This is a genomic window from Methylobacterium sp. ARG-1 (genome assembly GCF_001262595.1).
GTDB classification, from domain to species: Bacteria; Pseudomonadota; Alphaproteobacteria; order Rhizobiales; family Beijerinckiaceae; genus Methylobacterium; species Methylobacterium brachiatum.
In genome coordinates, this window is the sequence record NZ_LHCD01000041.1 from 12,237 (window position 1) to 28,914 (window position 16,678).

Annotated in this window: 17 protein-coding genes; 5 read left to right on the plus strand and 12 right to left on the minus strand. The window is 70.9% G+C overall.

Going from position 1 to position 16,678, the window contains the following annotated elements; all coding sequences use genetic code 11:
* Positions 1-83 precede the first annotated feature (83 nt).
* A complete protein-coding gene (locus tag AKJ13_RS26350; protein ID WP_050735985.1) occupies positions 84-371 on the plus strand; it encodes a hypothetical protein in 288 nt (95 codons plus the stop codon).
* Between the two features lie 49 nt (positions 372-420).
* Positions 421-669 (plus strand): hypothetical protein, encoded by a 249-nt coding sequence (locus tag AKJ13_RS26355; protein WP_050735986.1) that lies wholly within the window; start codon positions 421-423, stop codon positions 667-669.
* A 52-nt stretch (positions 670-721) separates the two neighbouring features.
* On the opposite strand, the gene AKJ13_RS26360 is transcribed toward AKJ13_RS26355, so the two are convergent.
* Positions 722-1,486 carry a 3-hydroxyacyl-CoA dehydrogenase gene (locus tag AKJ13_RS26360; protein ID WP_007557973.1) on the minus strand — a complete coding sequence of 255 codons (765 nt, stop codon included), beginning with the start codon at positions 1,484-1,486 and terminating at the stop codon, positions 722-724.
* A 111-nt stretch (positions 1,487-1,597) separates the two neighbouring features.
* Positions 1,598-2,059, minus strand: a complete 462-nt coding sequence (locus AKJ13_RS26365; RefSeq protein WP_244471739.1) for a substrate-binding domain-containing protein — start codon at positions 2,057-2,059, stop codon at positions 1,598-1,600.
* A gap of 22 nt (positions 2,060-2,081) precedes the next feature.
* Here AKJ13_RS26365 and AKJ13_RS26370 point away from each other — a divergent pair, with 22 nt between their 5' ends.
* Both AKJ13_RS26370 and AKJ13_RS26375 read left to right on the plus strand, forming a co-directional pair.
* The gene (locus tag AKJ13_RS26370) at positions 2,082-2,879 is read left to right on the plus strand and encodes a quinone oxidoreductase (RefSeq protein WP_244471740.1); all 798 of its coding nucleotides are present in this window, start codon (positions 2,082-2,084) and stop codon (positions 2,877-2,879) included.
* A 170-nt stretch (positions 2,880-3,049) separates the two neighbouring features.
* Entirely contained in the window at positions 3,050-3,445 is a 396-nt protein-coding gene (locus tag AKJ13_RS26375) for a DUF3307 domain-containing protein (protein ID WP_050735987.1), read from the plus strand.
* Positions 3,446-3,458: 13 nt separating this feature from the next.
* On the opposite strand, the gene AKJ13_RS26380 is transcribed toward AKJ13_RS26375, so the two are convergent.
* A complete protein-coding gene (locus tag AKJ13_RS26380) occupies positions 3,459-5,711 on the minus strand; it encodes a cyclic nucleotide-binding domain-containing protein (protein ID WP_050735988.1) in 2,253 nt (750 codons plus the stop codon).
* A gap of 330 nt (positions 5,712-6,041) precedes the next feature.
* On the opposite strand from AKJ13_RS26380, the gene AKJ13_RS26385 reads away from it, so the two are divergent.
* Positions 6,042-7,433 (plus strand): hypothetical protein, encoded by a 1,392-nt coding sequence (locus AKJ13_RS26385; protein WP_050735989.1) that lies wholly within the window; start codon positions 6,042-6,044, stop codon positions 7,431-7,433.
* A gap of 611 nt (positions 7,434-8,044) precedes the next feature.
* Here AKJ13_RS26385 and AKJ13_RS26390 read toward each other — a convergent pair.
* The 9 genes from AKJ13_RS26390 to AKJ13_RS26430 form a co-directional block, all read right to left on the minus strand.
* The gene (locus AKJ13_RS26390; protein WP_050735990.1) at positions 8,045-8,314 is read right to left on the minus strand and encodes a hypothetical protein; all 270 of its coding nucleotides are present in this window, start codon (positions 8,312-8,314) and stop codon (positions 8,045-8,047) included.
* 353 nt (positions 8,315-8,667) lie between these two features.
* Positions 8,668-9,843, minus strand: a complete 1,176-nt coding sequence (ssuD, locus tag AKJ13_RS26395; protein ID WP_007557989.1) for an FMNH2-dependent alkanesulfonate monooxygenase — start codon at positions 9,841-9,843, stop codon at positions 8,668-8,670.
* A 116-nt stretch (positions 9,844-9,959) separates the two neighbouring features.
* Positions 9,960-10,814 carry an ATP-binding cassette domain-containing protein gene (locus AKJ13_RS26400; RefSeq protein ID WP_050735991.1) on the minus strand — a complete coding sequence of 285 codons (855 nt, stop codon included), beginning with the start codon at positions 10,812-10,814 and terminating at the stop codon, positions 9,960-9,962.
* Complete coding sequence (gene ssuC / locus AKJ13_RS26405; protein WP_007557992.1) at positions 10,814-11,596, minus strand: aliphatic sulfonate ABC transporter permease SsuC; 783 nt, start codon at positions 11,594-11,596, stop codon at positions 10,814-10,816. Before ssuC ends, AKJ13_RS26400 begins: the two co-directional genes overlap by 1 nt.
* Complete coding sequence (locus AKJ13_RS26410) at positions 11,596-12,597, minus strand: sulfonate ABC transporter substrate-binding protein (RefSeq protein ID WP_244471741.1); 1,002 nt, start codon at positions 12,595-12,597, stop codon at positions 11,596-11,598. Before AKJ13_RS26410 ends, ssuC begins: the two co-directional genes overlap by 1 nt.
* A 4-nt stretch (positions 12,598-12,601) precedes the next feature.
* On the minus strand, positions 12,602-13,552 hold the full coding sequence (locus AKJ13_RS26415; protein ID WP_050735993.1) for an aliphatic sulfonate ABC transporter substrate-binding protein: 951 nt from the start codon (positions 13,550-13,552) through the stop codon (positions 12,602-12,604).
* An 8-nt stretch (positions 13,553-13,560) separates the two neighbouring features.
* Entirely contained in the window at positions 13,561-14,139 is a 579-nt protein-coding gene (gene msuE, locus AKJ13_RS26420; RefSeq protein ID WP_050735994.1) for an FMN reductase, read from the minus strand.
* Positions 14,140-14,671: 532 nt separating this feature from the next.
* Positions 14,672-14,872 (minus strand): hypothetical protein, encoded by a 201-nt coding sequence (locus AKJ13_RS26425; RefSeq protein ID WP_050735995.1) that lies wholly within the window; start codon positions 14,870-14,872, stop codon positions 14,672-14,674.
* Positions 14,873-15,146: 274 nt separating this feature from the next.
* Entirely contained in the window at positions 15,147-16,670 is a 1,524-nt protein-coding gene (locus tag AKJ13_RS26430) for a carbohydrate porin (protein WP_050735996.1), read from the minus strand.
* Positions 16,671-16,678 lie beyond the last annotated feature (8 nt).

The following is a 16,678-nucleotide window of genomic DNA, read 5'->3' on the forward strand; positions in this document are numbered from 1 at the left end:
GAGCCGGCCGCGGGAGCGTATGCCTGACGCGATGCGTCGCCCGTCCTCCGGACGGTGCGGCGCCCTGGTCCGGGAGATCCCGCATGCCCGATACGCGAGAGGCCGCTGCACCGCCCCAGGTCGAGGGCGTCATCGAGGCGCCCATCGTCTACTTCGAGACCGTCTCGGCCTTCGGGGTCGGGGCGGGGATCGGGCGGATGACCCTGGAGATGGAGGTCTACGAGCCGACCGAGCCCGGCGCCCCGTCCCGGACACGCCGGCGGGTTGTCGCGCATCTGCGCGGGCCGCTGCCCGCCTTCGACGCCCTGCGCAGCGCCATCAACCAGATGGAAGCAATGCTGACCCCGCCCGCCGGCGGGCGGCCGAATTGAAGCCTGCGGTCGTACGACACTCGAGCAGGCGTCCCCAACGGAGCAACCCATGACCGACAACGAGCCGGAACCGCTGGACGACTTCACCCGCGTGCACGCGAAGCTCTCCGCCCTGGAGATCGTCCTCGGTGTCCTGATCGGGCGCCTGTCCGAGGAGAATCCGGAGATCCGCGAGGACGTGAAGCGCGACGTCGCCGCGATCCTGTCCGACATGCCGATCGAGGGCCCGAGCGAGGAGCTGATCGTCACGGAGGTGCGCCGGGCCGCCGAGCTCCTGACCAGCGTCTCGATCGGCTAGAGCGTCGTCCCGGAAGGCGTCCGCCGGCTTTCGGGACGCTGCGCTTATGCGCTCAGCGGGGCGGCATCCGCAGCGCCCCGTCGAGGCGGATCGTCTCGCCGTTCAGCATCGGGTTCTCGCAGATGTGCCGGACGAGGTCGGCATATTCCGACGGGCGGCCGAGCCGCGGCGGGAAGGGCACGCTCTGGCCCAGCGCGTCCTGCACCTCCTGGGGCATCCCGGCCATCATGGGGGTCTCGAAGATCCCCGGCGCGATGGTGACGACCCGGATGCCGTGGCGGGCCAACTCCCGGGCGATCGGCAGGGTCATCGAGACCACGCCGCCCTTCGAGGCCGCGTAGGCCGCCTGCCCGATCTGGCCGTCGAAGGCCGCCACCGAGGCGGTGTTGACGATCACGCCCCGGGCGCCCTCCGCATCCGGCGCCTCCTTGGCGATCGCCGCGGCGGCGAGCCGGATCATGTTGAACGTGCCGATCAGGTTGACCGACACCGCCCGGGCGAAGCTGTCGAGCCGGTGCGGGCCATCGCGGCCGACCACCTTCTCGCCCGGTGCGATCCCGGCGCAGTTGACGAGCCCGTGCAGGTGCCCGAATGCGTCGAGCGCCGCCTGGACCGCCGCCTGCCCGTCCGCCTCGCTGGTGACGTCGGTGGCCGCGAACCGCGCCTGCGCGCCCAGCTCCGCCGCCACGCCGGCCCCGGCCTCCCGGGCGATATCGGCGACCACCACGCTGGCGCCCGCCGCAACGAGGCTGCGCGCCACCGCGGCCCCGAGCCCCGAGCCCGCGCCGGTGACGATGTAGACGCGATCCTTGATCATCCTGGCTCCCCCCCGCTCGTCGAAGCCCCGGCGTAGCGCGGGATCATGAAGTCCGGAAGGCGGGTCCGACGGCTTGACCAGGCCGGCCCGGGCCGCGCCTCGGCGGACAGCTCATGGCGCCCCGATCTCATCCGCTCGCGCAGTCATTGGACATCCCTGGCCGATCACCCGCGCCAGAAACGCCAGCGCTGCGCGAATCACGGGCGAGCGCTTGAGGTCGGGATAGGTGACGAGCCAGATATCCCGGGATGGCGGCATCTCCTCGACCGGGAGGCGGACCAGGGCCGAATCCCCGTCCCCGAGGAAGCGGGGCAGGACCACGGCGCCGAGGCCGGCCCGGGCCGCCTCCTGCTGACCGAACAGGTCGCTCGCCTGAAACACGATCGGCCGGCCGGCCAGCAGGCTCCGCAGCCAGGCCTGCTGAGGGACGTGCTCCAGGGCGGAATCGTAGCCGATGAAGGTCCAGTCCGCCGGAGGCTTCGTCGCCTCGTTCGGAGTCGCGTAGAGCCCGAACCGCATCGCGCCGATCCGGCGGATCAGGAGATCCGGATCGTCGGGGCGCGTCAGCCGCACGGCGATCTCCGCCGCCCCGCCGGTGCTGGGATTCGAGGGGGCCGGGACGGTCGAGGCCGTCGGGCCGGAGGTCACGTCGCTGAAGCCTGGCGACCGGGTCGCCTATCACGGCGCACCGATGGGCGCCTATGCCGAGGCCCGGATCCTGCCGGCGGAACGTCTGGTGCGGCTGTCCGACGCCCTCCCCGATCGCGTCGTCGGCGGCACGATGCTGCGCGGCTTGACCGCCCACATGCTGCTGCACTCGGTCCGGGCGGTCGGACCTGGCGACTGGATCCTCGTCCACGCCGCCGCGGGCGGGCTCGGCCAGATCGTCACCCGCTGGGCGAAGCGCCTCGGCGCGCATGTGGTCGGCACGGTCGGTTCCGCGGGAAAGCGCGTGCCGGCCCTGGAGGCCGGAGCCGATGCGGTCTTCCTGCACGGCGAGGGCGACCGGGCCGAGCGGACGCGGACCTTGGCGGATGGGCAGGGGGTGCATCTGGCGATCGACGGCATCGGCGGCGGCATGCTGGCCCGGACCTTCGCGGCGGTCCGGCCGTTCGGGATCGTGGCGAGCCTCGGCCAGCCGGCCGGACCGATTCCGCCGCTCCGGGTCGAGACCCTGGGAGCCGGCCGCCCGGTCGCGCTGATACGGCCGAGCGTGCTCGCCTATGCCAACGATCCCGACCTGTACCGCCGCGGCAGCGCCGACCTGATCGCGGCCCTGCAAGACGGCCTGACCAGCCCGATCGGAGCCGAATACGACCTCCGGGACGTGGCCCGGGCCCATGCCGACCTTGAAGGCGGACGCACGACGGGGCGCGTCGTCCTCACGGTTTAGGGCGGGGGGCTGGGGCCTTTTGAAAACCCCGATTCTCCCTGCCGCTGGTGATGGCCTGTGCGACCCATCACAAGGGCGGGACACAGCGCGGGTGTATGGGAGGGCGCTACGATTCGAGGCGCGGGATCGGATCACCCCCGCGCGGTCCCGCCAGGAGAGACAGGGCCGGAATGCCGTCCGTCGATACGCCCGTTCCGGTGGGGGCCTTCGCGCTCCTGCTCGTCGCCTTCGCGGTGAAGCACCTCGCGGCCGATTTCCTCCTTCAGACCAACTGGATGGCGCAGGGCAAGGAGCGGGCGTCCGCCTGGGCCGGGCCGCTCTGCGCCCATACCGGCCTGCACGGATTCGGGACCCTGCTGATCGCCCTGGCGGTCAAGCCGGCCCTGTGGTGGCTGGCGCCCGTGGATTTCGTGATCCACACGGCGATCGACCGCGGCAAGGCCGTGGTCTGCCAGCGGGCCCGCTTCCCGACCACCGATGCCCGGTTCTGGTGGCTGATCGGGATCGATCAGTTCCTGCACCAGGTGACCCATATCGGGCTCGCCGCCGTGCTGGCGGCGACCTGATCCTCCAGGCGCCTCAGGTCAGCTCGGCCTCCAGCAGCAGATTGGTGTTGGCGACCTTGCCGGCGAGTTCCAGGATCAGGAAGCGCTGCAGGGACAGGGCGAGGTCCGGGCGCTCCCGTTCCATCCGGGCCAGCGCGGCCCGGTCGACGCCGACCACCCGGCAGGGGCTCTCGGCGATGGCGGTGGCGGTGCGCCGTCCGCCCTGCACAAGCCCGATCTCGCCGATCACCGTGCCGGCCGTGGTGGTGCGCAGGCGCAGGTTGGGGCGGCCGGGCACCTCCATCTCGATCGAGACGACGCCTTGTTCGAGGAAATACAGGGTGTCGGCCGCCTCGCCCTGGCGGAGCAGGGCCTCTCCGGCCACGAGGGTGCGGACGCCGAGATAGGGCGCGAAATCGGCCGGCGCGAGGGGGCAGCCGAGCCGGTCGGCCATGTGCTCGGCAAACAGCGCGACGGCGCCTTCCCCGCCGACGCCGGCCTCGGCCAGCAGCGTCGCCTCTGCCTCGCGCAGGGCCTCGTCCAGGGTGTCACGCATCCGCAGCCGCGCTCCGGCGAGACCGCCGCGCGCGACCTGCTGGCCGGCCGCCGGGCTCAGATGGACCAGCAGCACGTCGAAGCCGCGCTGCTCGGCGAGCTGGCTGATCTTGCGGAACGCGATCAGGGCCGAGCTGTCGAGCCCGACGCAATCGCGGAAATCCAGGATCAGGGTGCGCAGGGTCCCGGGCTCCGCCGCGCTCCGGCGGTAGATCGTCTGCGCGTTGAGGAAGAACAGGTAGCCCTGCAGGGCGTAGATCCGCGTCCGGTGGCCGGAGTCGCGCAGCAGCTCGGCGGTGTCGGGCGCGCGGATGATGCTGCTGCGCCGCTCCGAGCCGGCCAGGTCCCGGCGCACCGCCGGGATCTGGCCGTACTGGACCGCGAAGATCAGGATCGCCAGCACGACGCCAACCAGGAAGCCCACGGTGGCACCGAACAGGGCGGTCGCCCCGCACACCGCCAGGGCGATGCCGGTCTCCCAGACCGGAAAGGTGCGGCAGGCCAGCGCGAGGTTGACCAGCAGCCCGAGGCCGATGGCGATCAGGGCGCCTCCGGCGAGCGGGCGCGGCAGCAGCGCCAGCGGGCTCGCGCCGAACACCAGCAGCGCCGCCATCACGGCCAGCGTCAGCCACCAGCCGAGCCAATGGCTGCCGCCGATATTGTGCAGCAGCAGGGTCGAGGTCCGCCCGAAGCCCATGGCGGGGCTGCCGAACAGGCTCCCGACCAGGTTGGCCGCGCCCGAGGCCACGAACATCCGGTCGATGTTGAGCTCGCGCCGCATCTCCAGCTCGACGCTGATGACGTAGAGGATCTGGATGATGACCGCGACGACGATCTCGGTGGCGATCCGGGGCAGGATCGGCAGGAGCAGCGCGGGGTCGAGGTCCCGAAGCGCGAGAACCGCCGGGGCCTGCAGCAGGGATCCCGAGGGCAGCGCCTCGATCAGCCATCCGGCCGCCTGGGCGGCTGCCGTGTCGATGCCCTGCCAGGCCAGGCCGAGATGGACGACCACCAGACTCGCCAGGATGACCGTCGGGTAGGTGCTCCAGTGCTTGATCCGCCGGGGCAGGTAGAAGGCGCAGAACCCGATGACGAAGGTCAGGGCGATGCGCCCGAGCGCTCCGGGATCGATCCGGCTCGGGTCGAGCGCTGCCGGGTCGAGCAGTCCGAGAATCGCGGCGGCGGGATCGTCGAGATGCGCGCCGATCTGCACGCCGCTGCGCAGGAACAGCAGCCCGACGCCGCCGAGGAAGCCGGTCAGGACCGGGTAGGGCAGGAGCTGCGCCAGCAGCGAGGCGCGCAGCGTGCCGAGCAGCGCGAAGACGAGGCCGGTCGCGAAGGTCGAGACGCCGCAAGCGACGAGCACGATCCGGCCCACCGTGGCGGGATCGGTGATGCCCGCGTCCCGCAGCGCTCCGGCCACCGCGGCAGCGATCGCCGCCTGCACGATCGCGGCCGCCCCGATGAAGGACAGCGACACCACCACGGTCCGCCGCAGCGCGACGAAGACGAGGCTGCCCAGCAGGTAGGCCGCCAGCATCGCCGACATCCCGGCGACGCGGCTCTCCGCCAGCGGGCCGGAAAAGATCAGCTGCGAGAAGCTGATGAGATCGAGCAGCAGCACCATGGCGGCGACGGCGGCGGCCGCGATCGTGCGTGCCGTGCGCATCAGCGCCTCACGCCCCTCGGTGGTCCGTCTTCCGCTGGCGGAAGCCAAATCGGTGGTTGTCATCGGCACGGCATCCGCATTCCGAAGATGTATCCCAGGCCGGTGCAGCAGATCCCCGGATGCCGTACGCATATGCGTCGCGGAATTTCGGGACTCAGGCTTGCCCACAGCCTTCTAATCTGATGGCAGTCCGAAGCTTAAATTATCGTGCTGACGATCAGGGGATAGGGCGGTACTGCTCAGGTTTCAATTAGTTCTTGTACGCTCTGAACAATGCGGGAACGCGATCCCAGCCGGGCCACTGGGCTATCTCTTTGCTGGGCCTCACGATCATGAGGTAGGATTCCCCTCCCCCGCCTCATGCTCTAAGCCGGCGCCTCACAGGAGCCGCCGATGTCCGCCTCGACCCCCCTGCCCCATCCCCTGCGCGCCGCGCTCCTGCTCGTCGGCCTCGCGGGGGCCGCGCAGGCCGAGGATGCGCCGTCGATCGCCTGGCCCGAGCCCGGCGGCCGGGCGACGATCAGCCGGGTGTTCAACGGATCCCCGATCACGGTCGGCGTCTCGTCCCGGACCGGCGGCGCGATCGACAGCCTGACCTGGGGCGGCACCGAATTCATCAACGCCCACGACCACGGCCGGGAGCTGCAATCGGCCTCGTCCTACGACGGTTACGGCGAGTGCCTGAACCCGACCGAGGCGGGCAGCGATTCCGACGGCACGGGCCCGCGCAGCACGACCCTGCTGACGGAGCTGAAACGGGGTCCGGACACGCTCCAGACGCGGTCGCAGATGGCCTACTGGATCGAGCCGGGCCGCGTCACCGGCAGCTGCCCGAAGGGCCCCGGGCCCCATGCCGGCCCCCGCTCGGACGACGTCCTGGCCAAGACCGTCACCCTGGGCGCGGCGGGCGTGGCCAACGCCATCGCATACCGCGCCACCTACATCACGGCGCAACCCCACGAATCGGCGACCTTCGAGGCGGCGACCGCCTATATGCCGCCGGACTTCACGGCGTTCTGGAACCTCGACCCGGCGACGGGCCAGTCCGCGCCGCTCTCGGCCGGGCCGGGCGAGCAGGGCGTGCCGGTGATCCTCGCCACCCCCGACGGCTCCCGGGCGATGGGTGTCTACAGCCCCGCCCTCCCCCAGGCGACCGTGCCGAATGCCGGGTACGGCCGGTTCAACTTCGCGACCCTGCCGGGGCCGGGCAACGCCACCGTGAAGTGGAACTGTGTCTTCCGGGAGAACAACGTCCCGGCGGGCGCGCACAGCTACACCTGCTACGTGGTGGTCGGCACCCTGCAGGATGTCCGGGCCGGCCTCGTCGCTCTGCGGGCGGCCCTGACCGGCGGGCGGGCGCCTCCCCTCCCCGCCGACCCGGCCCCGGCACCCCGGGCGGCGGCGGCCCCACCGGCCGCGCGGGCTCCGGGCGTGGCGCTCTATGTCGGGACGCAGCAGGGCTGCAATGCCGGCGAGGTGACGATCGACCCGGGCTACAAGGGTTGCGCCACGGCCCCGATCGGCGCCACCCTGGCGCAGCCCTCCTCGCCCGCCGACACGCCGGTCTATGCCGGCACCGCGGCCGGGCTCGATGCCGGCCTCGTCACCAACAACCCGCGCCATCTCGACGCCGGCACGCGGCCGATCGGCTACCTGGCGAGCGCCGGTGCGGGCGGGACGCCGCTCTATGTTGGCCTGCAGGGCGGCTGCAATGCCGGGGTGGTCTCCACCAATCCGGCCCATCTCAATTGCCGCGGCGCCCCGCTGGGGATCGCCGTGCGATGATGCCAGCCGAGGGCGCCGCCCCGGATCCGGGGCCGTGCGTGGTTGTCGTCTCGAGGGAGAACCTGCGCCCGTCGGGACGCGGTGCTCAGCCCTTCTTGACCAGCGGCACCGGCTGAGCCGGCGGCGTGGTCGCGCAAGCGGCCACGCTCGCCGCCAGAACGGCCAGGACGAGCGCGCGCGTGAGAGGATTCTTCGCGAAACAACGTACAGTGGACACGAGGCAATCTCCGACTCCGGCACCGCAGAGGCTCATGCCGCGCCCGGGCTCGGAAAGTGCAGGAATGTCACGGTCCTGATGGTTCGGGATTTTTTACAATACTTACGAAGTAAAATCTAACAGATATATCTCTGACGTAAATACAGTTATTAATAATCAATGCATGTCATGCATTGTTGCGATTGCATTCAAATGATCGGATGAAAATATCCCACTATTCGCTGCTCGTGGGGCCGTCGCGACGTCCTCAAAGAATTTCACGTTCACCGTCATCGCGAGCGGAGCGAAGTGACCCAGGGCAGCACGACACGGCCGAGCGCTGCGCCACGCTGGGTTGCTCCGCTAGGGCTCGCAAGGACGGGATGCCGACCCGACAGGTGCGGCAGCGGCGGCCTCAGCGGACTTCGCTGACGCGCTTCGTCGCCCGCTTCTCCTGCTTGTAGGCGGTGATCGCCGCGGAGCAGCCGGGCGACAGGTTCTTCATGTTCGCCTTGAAGCAGGCCTCGACCTCGGGGCCGCCGGGCGCGTAGGCGCTGCAATAATCCATGTAGTCGCCGGTGCAGTACTGCTTGAGCGCCTCGCGGGCCGGGGATTGCTCGGCGCGTGCGGCAACCGGGCCGAGGCACAGACCGATGGTCAGGAGGACCGCCTTGGTCGAGGTCATGGATGTCCTTGTCGCTATCCGATGATCGCGCGTGCAGGCCGCGCGGTGATAGGCGCGGCACCTGGGCGCCAAGGATGGCGTGACTTTGGCGCGGATGTGCCGAACCTGCGCCATCCCCGGTCTTCCTGCTGTCCACGGGCGACTTTGGCCGGGAAAGCCTTGATTTCAGATGGTCATGGCTCTCCTGCGGTAGCCGGGTAGAACCCTGCGTCAGGGCGTCGCCCGGCGCTCGGGGCTGCACGCCCCGGGCGCCGCCGAAGGGCATCGGGCCCTCCGGAAACCCGGTTTCCCGCCCGCCACCCGATCGATGACGCGGCCATTCCCGGGCAGGCGCAGCAGGTCGGGGCGCTGTCTCAGTGCGCCCCGACGCGACGGGCGGGCACGAGATCGTTGGCGATGATCTCGCCGAACGGGCCGTCGTTGCGGGCGTTGCCCGTGGGCCGGCCCGTGGTGGCGCGCAGCGGCAGCTTCGGGAAGACCAGTTCAGCGAAGCGGTAGGCCTCCTCGAGATGCGGGTAGCCCGAGAGGATGAACCGGTCGATCCCGAGGTCGATATATTCCTTCATCCGGTCGGCGACCTGATCGGCCGAGCCGACGAGCGCCGTGCCGGCGCCGCCGCGCACCAGCCCGACCCCGGCCCAGAGGTTGGGGGAGACCACGAGCTTGTCGCGGTTGCCGCCGTGGAGCGCCATCATGCGGCTCTGGCCGACCGAATCCTGCCGCTTCAGGGTCTCCTGCGCCTTGGCGATGGTGGCGTCGTCGAGCTTCGAGATCAGCTTCTCCGCGGCATCCCAGGCCTCGGCCTCGGTCTCCCGGGCGATCACGTGCAGGCGGATGCCGTAGGAGAAGGTCTTGCCCTTGGCCTCCGCGGCCTGACGGGCGGCGGCGATCTTCTCCGCGACCTGGGCCGGGGGCTCGCCCCAGGTGAGGTAGACGTCGCAATGCTCGGCCGCGACCTCCATCCCGGCCGGCGACGAGCCGCCGAAATACAGCGGCGGATAGGGCTTCTGCACCGGCGGGAAGATCACCCGGCCGTTCTCGGTGCGCAGGTGCTTGCCCTGGAAGGTCACGGTCTCGCCCGAGAGCAGGCCGCGCCAGATCGTCAGGAACTCGTCGGTGACGGCGTAGCGCTCGTCGTGGGACAGGAACACGCCGTCGCCGGCCAGCTCCACCGGATCGCCGCCGGTGACGACGTTGATCAGGAGGCGCCCGTCCGAGACCCGGTCGAGCGTCGCGGTCATGCGGGCCGCCGCGGACGGCTCCATCAGGCCGGGCCGCACCGCCACCAGGAAGCGCAGCCGCTTGGTGAGCGGCGCCAGCGCCGAGGCGACGATCCAGGAATCCTCGCAGGAGCGCCCGGTCGGCAGCAGCACGCCGTAATAGCCGAGCTCGTCGGCGCCCTGGGCGATCTGCCGGAGGTAGTCGATCGAGACTTCGCGGGCCCCTTCCTGGGCGCCGAGATAGCGGCCATCGCCGTGGGTCGGCAGGAACCAGAGGACGTCGGCGCGCCCGTCATTCGTCGCGGTCATCGGGGTCTCCATTGCGGCCGTGAGCCGGATGCGGAAAAGCCGGATCCGACTTCTCGCATCCGGCGATCACCAAGAGCTAGGGCAGGCCGCCGCTTCCGGGAAACGGCGGCCCGCGGTCAGAGGGTCGGCTGCGCGCCGAGCAGATGATCGAGGATACGCCCTTCGAGGCGCGCCAGATCCGGATCGCCGCGCCGGCGCGGGCGCGGCACGTCGACCCGCAGGTCGAGGGCGATGCGGCCGGCCTCGACCACCAGGATGCGGTCGGCGAGCGCCACCGCCTCGGCGACGTCGTGTGTGACGAGCAGCGCGGTGAAGCCCTGTGCCAGCCAGATCCGCTCGATCAGGTCCTGCATGCCGATGCGGGTCAGCGCGTCGAGGGCGCCGAGGGGCTCGTCGAGGGCCAGCAGGCCCGGCCGGCTCACCAGCGCCCGGGCGAGCGCCACGCGCTGACGCTGGCCGCCCGAGAGAGTCGCGGGCCATTGTCCCGCCTTGTCGGCCAGGCCGACCTCGGCCAGGGCGGCCAGCGCCCGCTCCCGGCGCTCGGCCCGGGAGCCGTGGCCGGAAAGGCCGACCGCGACGTTGTCGACGACCCGGGCCCAGGGCAGCAGGCGCGGCTCCTGGAACATGATCCGCTTCGGCGGCTCGCTCCGACGCGGGCCGGTCTGCGGCCCTTCGAGCACGATCCGGCCGCCGGTGGGCGTCTCCAGCCCGAGGATCAGCCGCAGCAGGGTGCTCTTGCCGCAGCCGGAGCGCCCGACCACGGCGGTGAAGCCGCCGGCCGGCAGGTAGAGGTCGAGCCCCTCGATGACGGCGTGGCCGTCGAAGCTCTTGCGCAGGTCGCGGGCCGTCACGGCGATGCCGCGGCCGGCAGCGTCCGTCGGTCGAGGCGCCGGCGCGGGGGGCGCGTCAACGACCGGGGTTTCCGGGACGAGATCGGTCGGGGCCTCGCGGCGAAGGGCGTCGAGCAGCATCAGGCGCTCCTGTAGGCGGGGTTCCAGGCGAGGCAGGCGCGCTCGAGCTGGCGCGTCAGCGCGTCCGCGAGCTTGCCCAGGGCGGCGTAGATCAGGATCGCCAGCACCACGACATCGACCAGCATGAACTCGCGGGCCTGCATGGCCATGTAACCGAGCCCCGACGAGGCGGAGATCGTCTCGGCGACGATGAGCGTCAGCCACATGATGCCGAGCGCGTAGCGCAAACCAACGAAGATCGACGGCAGGGCGCCGGGCAGCACCACCTTGGTGAACAGCTCGGTCCGCGACATGCCGTAGACGCGGCCCATCTCCACCAGCGCCGGGTCCACCGAGCGGATGCCGTGCAAGGTGTTGGCGTAGATCGGGAAGAACACGCCGAGCGCCACCAGGAACAGCTTGGCCTCCTCGCCGATCCCGAACCACAGGATCACGAGCGGGATCAGCGACAGATGGGGGACGTTGCGCACCATCTGCACCGAGGTGTCGGTCAGCTGTTCCGACAGGCGGGACAGACCGTTGGCGAGGCCTAGCGCGAAGCCGATGCCGCCGCCCACCGCGAAGCCCGACAGGGCCCGCAGGGTGCTGACCCAGAGGTTGGTCCAGAGCTCACCGGTGCGCCCGGCCTCCCAACCGGCCCGAACCACGTCCAGGGGCGCCGGCATGAACCGGTTGGAGACGAGGCCGGCGGAGACCGCGGCCTGCCAGCCCAGCAGGATCGCGACCGGCAGGAGCCAGGGCACGGCGGTGTCGCGCAGGCGGTCGAGGGCAGTCGGTCGCATCATCGGTTCTCCGCCCGGCGCTCGGGCTGCGTCCAGACCGCGTCGGCTACGCGGATCGGCTTCGGCAGCAGGCCGAGGCTATGGAAGGCGTCGGCCACGCGCTGCTGGTCGGCCACCGCCGCGGCATCCAGGGGTGTGACCCCGTAGGACAAGCGGTCGAGGGCGACGCGGAGCACGGGGGCTGGAATGCCCACGGAGGGCGCAAGTTCCGCCGCCACGGTCTCGGCATGGCCGGCCGCCCAGGTATCGACCTCCCCGATTGCCTTGAGGACGATCGCGACGACCTCCGAATTGGCATCGGTGAAGCCGCGGCGGGACAGGTAGAATTGGCGGTTGGGCGCGAGGCCCTGCGCATCCGCCAGCACCCGGGCACCGGTGGCGCGCTCGGCGGCGGCGAGATAGGGATCCCAGATCGCCCAGGCGTCGACGGAGCCGCGCACGAAGGCGGCGTTGGCGTCGGCCGGGGCCAGGAAGGCGAACTTCACCGCGTCGTAGGGCAGCCCGGCCTGCTCCAGCGCCCGCACCACCAGGAAGTGGACGTTCGAGCCCTTGTTCAGGGCGAGCGTCCGGCCGCGCAGGTCGGCGACGCTGCGGACCGGGCTGTCCTTGGGCACCAGGATCGCCTCGCCCCGGGGAGCCGGCGGCTCGGTGGCGACGTAGCGCAGCTCCGCGCTCGCGGCCTGCGCGAAGATCGGGGGCGCCTCGCCGGCCGAGCCGAAATCCACCGCCCCGGCATTCAGGGCCTCCATCAGCGGCGGCCCGGACGGGAATTCCGACCACGCCACCGTGTAGCCGAGGGGCTGGAGCGCCGTCTCGAGGGTGCCGCGACCCTTCAGCAGGACGAGGGAGCCATATTTCTGGTAGCCGACCCGGACGGTGCCGCCCGCGGCCAGGGCCGGGCGCAGGGTACTGGCCGCCGCGAGGCCCAGCCCCGCGGACAGGAGGCGGCGACGGGTCGGCGCGAGCCCGAACGGGCTTGGGGAGGACGGTCGATCGGACATGCGCTCAGCCATTGCGGGCGGGTGCCGTCCAGACCGCGTCGGCGACGTGGATCGGCTTCGGGATCAGCTTCAGGGCGTAGAACCGGTCGGCGATGGCCTGCTGCTCGGCGGTGACGCGCGCGGTCATCGGTCCGATCACGAAATCGTTGCGGTCCACCGCCCGGCGGGTGGCCGGCAGCGGCACGCCGGTGCCCTGCGACAGGATCGCGGCGACGTCGCCGCGGTTCTGCCGGCACCAAGCCGCCACCTCGCCCAGCGCGTCGATCGCCGCGGTGAGCACCGGGCCGTGCGTCTCCGCGAAGGCCCGGTTCGCGACGAGGAAATTGTTCTGCGGGGTGATCGCGCTGGCCAGGGCCAGCACGCGCACGCCGTCCTGCTCCTCGGCGATGGCGAGATAGGGGTCCCAGGTCGTCCAGGCGTCGATGCTGCCGCGGGCGAAGGCCGCCGCGGCATCGGCCGGCGCCAGCAGGACCGGCTCGATATCGGTGTAGCTCAGCCCCGCCTTCTCCAGGGCCGCCACCGTGAGGTTGTGCGCGCTCGTCGCCTTGGCGAAGGCGACACGCTTGCCCTTCAGGTCGGCGAGGCTGCGCAGGGTCGAGCCCTTGGGCAGGAGGATCCCGGCGCCGGAACCGCCTCCTTCCTGGGCCGCCACGTAGACGAGGTTGGAGCGCCCGGCCTGGGCGAAGATCGGCGGCGCGTCGCCGAGCAGGCCGAAGTCCAGCCCATCGACGGACAGAGCCTCGGCCAGGGGCGGACCGAACGAGAACTCGACCCAGCGTACCCGGTGGCCCAGGGAGTCCAGGCGCCGCTCGATGATCCCCTGCTGCTTGGCCACCACCAGGATGCCGTTCTTCTGGTAGCCGATGCGCAGCAGGCCGGGCTCGGCCGCGCGAGCGCCCCGCAGAGCCGGAACGGCCGCAAGGGACGCGGCCAGGAAGGTGCGGCGGGCGAGCATCGCCGGGCTCACTCGGCGGCGGCGAGTTCGGCCGGGCCGGTCGTCGCGGCCGCCCGGTGCAGCAGCAGGGCGGCGAGCTGGGCGCCGGCCTCCGCGGCGCGGGCGCGCACGCCGGCCTCGACCAGCACGCCGTCGCTGAAATCCGCGTCGGACGCGTAGACCGCGGTCGGGATCTGCAGCGCGCCGAAGAAGCCGAAGAGCGGCCGGAAGGCGTGCTCGACCACCAGGGCATGGCGCGCGCCGCCGCCGGTGGCGACGATGGCCACGGGCTTGCCGGCCAGCGCGGTGGGATCGACCAGATCGAACAGGTGCTTGAACAGGCCGGTATAGGCCCCCTTGTAGACCGGCGAGCCGACCACGAGCCCGTCCGCCTCCTCGATCGCGTCGAGCACGCGGCGGGCCGGCAGCGGCAGCTGATCGCGGGTCCAGGCGGCCCCGAGCCCGGAGCCGGCATCGACGAAGTCGAAGATGCGCCCGTCGAACGTCGCCTGGGCGCAGGCCTCGTGCAGCACCGCGTCGACCAGCGTGCGGGTCTTGGACGGGCGCTGAACATTCGCGCTCAGCCCGACGAGTCTCGGTCGTGTCATTGCAGAAGCCTTGCGACAATGCCGGGCCGTCCTGCTCGATGACGAGCGGCAGTGACGCGACCGGTTATCCGAATAGGCCGCTAGAATTGCTGGCTGCACTGCACAACGTCAATGAAACCGCTTTTCGAATTCGTCGCGAATAGAAAAATGTTCTCCTCGCAAACGCCGATTGGAAGCGTGTTTTCATCTCGCGTTCCGAGCGCTCCGCTGGCGAATGGCCGCCCAATAGGACGTGCGGCCCGCTTCCGACGCGGGTTCGATCCATCGCTCGGCTTCGAGAGAGAACCGGATGCCTCCGATGGGTCTGTTCGGAGATCGATCGTGCTGTCGGGCCGGCCCTGCTGCCGAGCCCGACTCCGCTGATCGCGCTCGGGCGGTCCCGCGCCTCATCCTGAGCGCGCGCCCGGGATTGGGCGCACGAAAAAGGGCCAGCCTCGGCGGCTGGCCCTGATCGTCCGACGGTGTCGAAGGGGTCGCCTCCAGCCTCACCATCGCCGCAGCCTCTGCGCCGCGACGGTGCGGGCCGCTGGGCTTACTCGGCTGCGGTCATCTCGGCCGTGAAGTGGCCGCACCAATCGTTGGTCGTGACGACCGGCCACAGGCCCTTGGATTCCGGAGCCGGCTGGCTGACCGGCGGGTTGAAGCGGCACAGGCCGGCATCGCCTTGGGCGCTCGCGCCGTTGCCCTTGTGCTCGTCGAAGAACTTGCAGCTCTCGCAGTTCGCGCTGGCCATGTCGGATGCTCCATGTCGGTTCGGCGGCGTGCCGTTCTCTCTTGCGAATTAGAACAGCTACAATCTGCTGGACAACTTGCGACCGGGGGCGTGGTTCCACGCGCGGGCCGGGGCGTGGGATATTCGGGCCCCCCCCTCCTTGCCCGCGCAGAGCGCGCCCCGCTGAAACGCGATCGGCGCGCGCGGAGCCTTCCGCGCGCGCCGATCGGCTGACACATCCGCCCGCGCGCGCGCCGAGGGCGGAGTCGCGGGCGGTGTCGTGATGCGCCTGGGGTCAGAGGCTTCCGGGGCCCTTGGCCAGGCCGCCCAGCGTGAACAGGTCGACCGAGAGCTTCGCGCCGATGACGAAGGCGTCCGGGATCGGCTTTGGCCGGAGCGGGAAGCGGGTCTGATCCGGGCCGATCACGTATTGCAGGTTCGGCATCAGCCGCACCGCCGGGGTGAGCTGGATGCCGTAGCTCAGCTCCAAGATGGTCTGCAGCGTGTCGACGTTGCGGCTGCTCAGCCCGTAGGAAGCCCGGGCCGCCCGGATCCCGGCCGAGCCGAGGGGCGAGAGCTTCTCCATGGCGAACACGAACCCGAGGGTGTCGTAGGGCCGGCCCGGGAAGGTGCCGGTCAGGACGGCGCCGCCCTCTAGGAAGTAATCCTGGATCTGCCGCCCACCGGTGCCGCCCAACGCGACGCCGAACACCGACAGGCCTTGCGCGCTGGTCGGATCCGGACGCCACACCATCTGGTCGAACCGGGCATAGACCGCCGACCGACCGAACCGCGTCAGCGGGTCGAGATCGCTGAACACGCGCAGGCCGCCGCGCACGTCGTAGACCGGATCCTTATAATCGGACTGATCGAAGACCACGCCGACACTGTAGTTGCGCGGGAGCGGGTCGTTGCCGAAATTGGTCGAGTAGCCCGCCTCCACCGGGATCAAGACGCCGGTGGCGCCCCGGGTCGACCAGTCGATGCCGTTCTGGTTGGGCTGCTGGTCGCGGGGATTCACCTCGTAGACGCCGGCATGGACAAACACCTTGTCGGTGAGCCAGGCCTTGGCATGGGCGCCCCAGGTTGAGATCGGCCAATAGGTGAAGTTTGTCAGCTTGAAGATCGATTTCGGTGCGCCGCAGGTTGCGTTGTTCTGGAAATTACAATAGAGCGGCGAGCCAAGGAAGTTCGGATTGGCCAATAGGCGGCCGACCTCGATGTCGAGGCGGTTGTCGAACAGCTTCTGCTCGTAAGAGACCGAGGTGAGGTGCGCCGTCTGGCCACCGCCGTAGATCTCCTGCACGCTTCCGTCGAAGCCGATGCGGTCTTGCGCAAGGCTGCGGCCGTGACGCTGGGTCACGATGGTGTGGAACGAGCCACCGTCGATCCCGGCGAGCCGGCCAAGGTCGGCGTCGAGACCGAACACGACCTGGCCGGCATAGGCCGATCCCTGCCGGATGCCGCCGGACGGGTTCGCGGCGAATTCGCCGGTGTAGTTCAGGATCATGCTGATCCCGTTGCCGAGATAGAACGTCCCTGGCGGCAGGCCGGGCGGTGTCGCGCTGTTGCCCTGCACGTCGATCGAGGCCGCCGCGCTGCTGGCGCCGGCCGCGCTCCGCGACTCGCGGATGGTCCGCCGCCGCGCGCGATTCGCCCGATACTTGGCCTTCGCGGCCGGGCTCGCCTTCGGGCCCGGGTTCACCAAGCTCGGCCCGCCGTCAGGCGCGTCGGCATCCTGAGCGTCGGCCGAGCGGATGCCCCCCGAGAGCGTCGCGGCGCACAATGCAAGCGCCGCCCATCGCGTGTACTTTCCCATAACAGTGA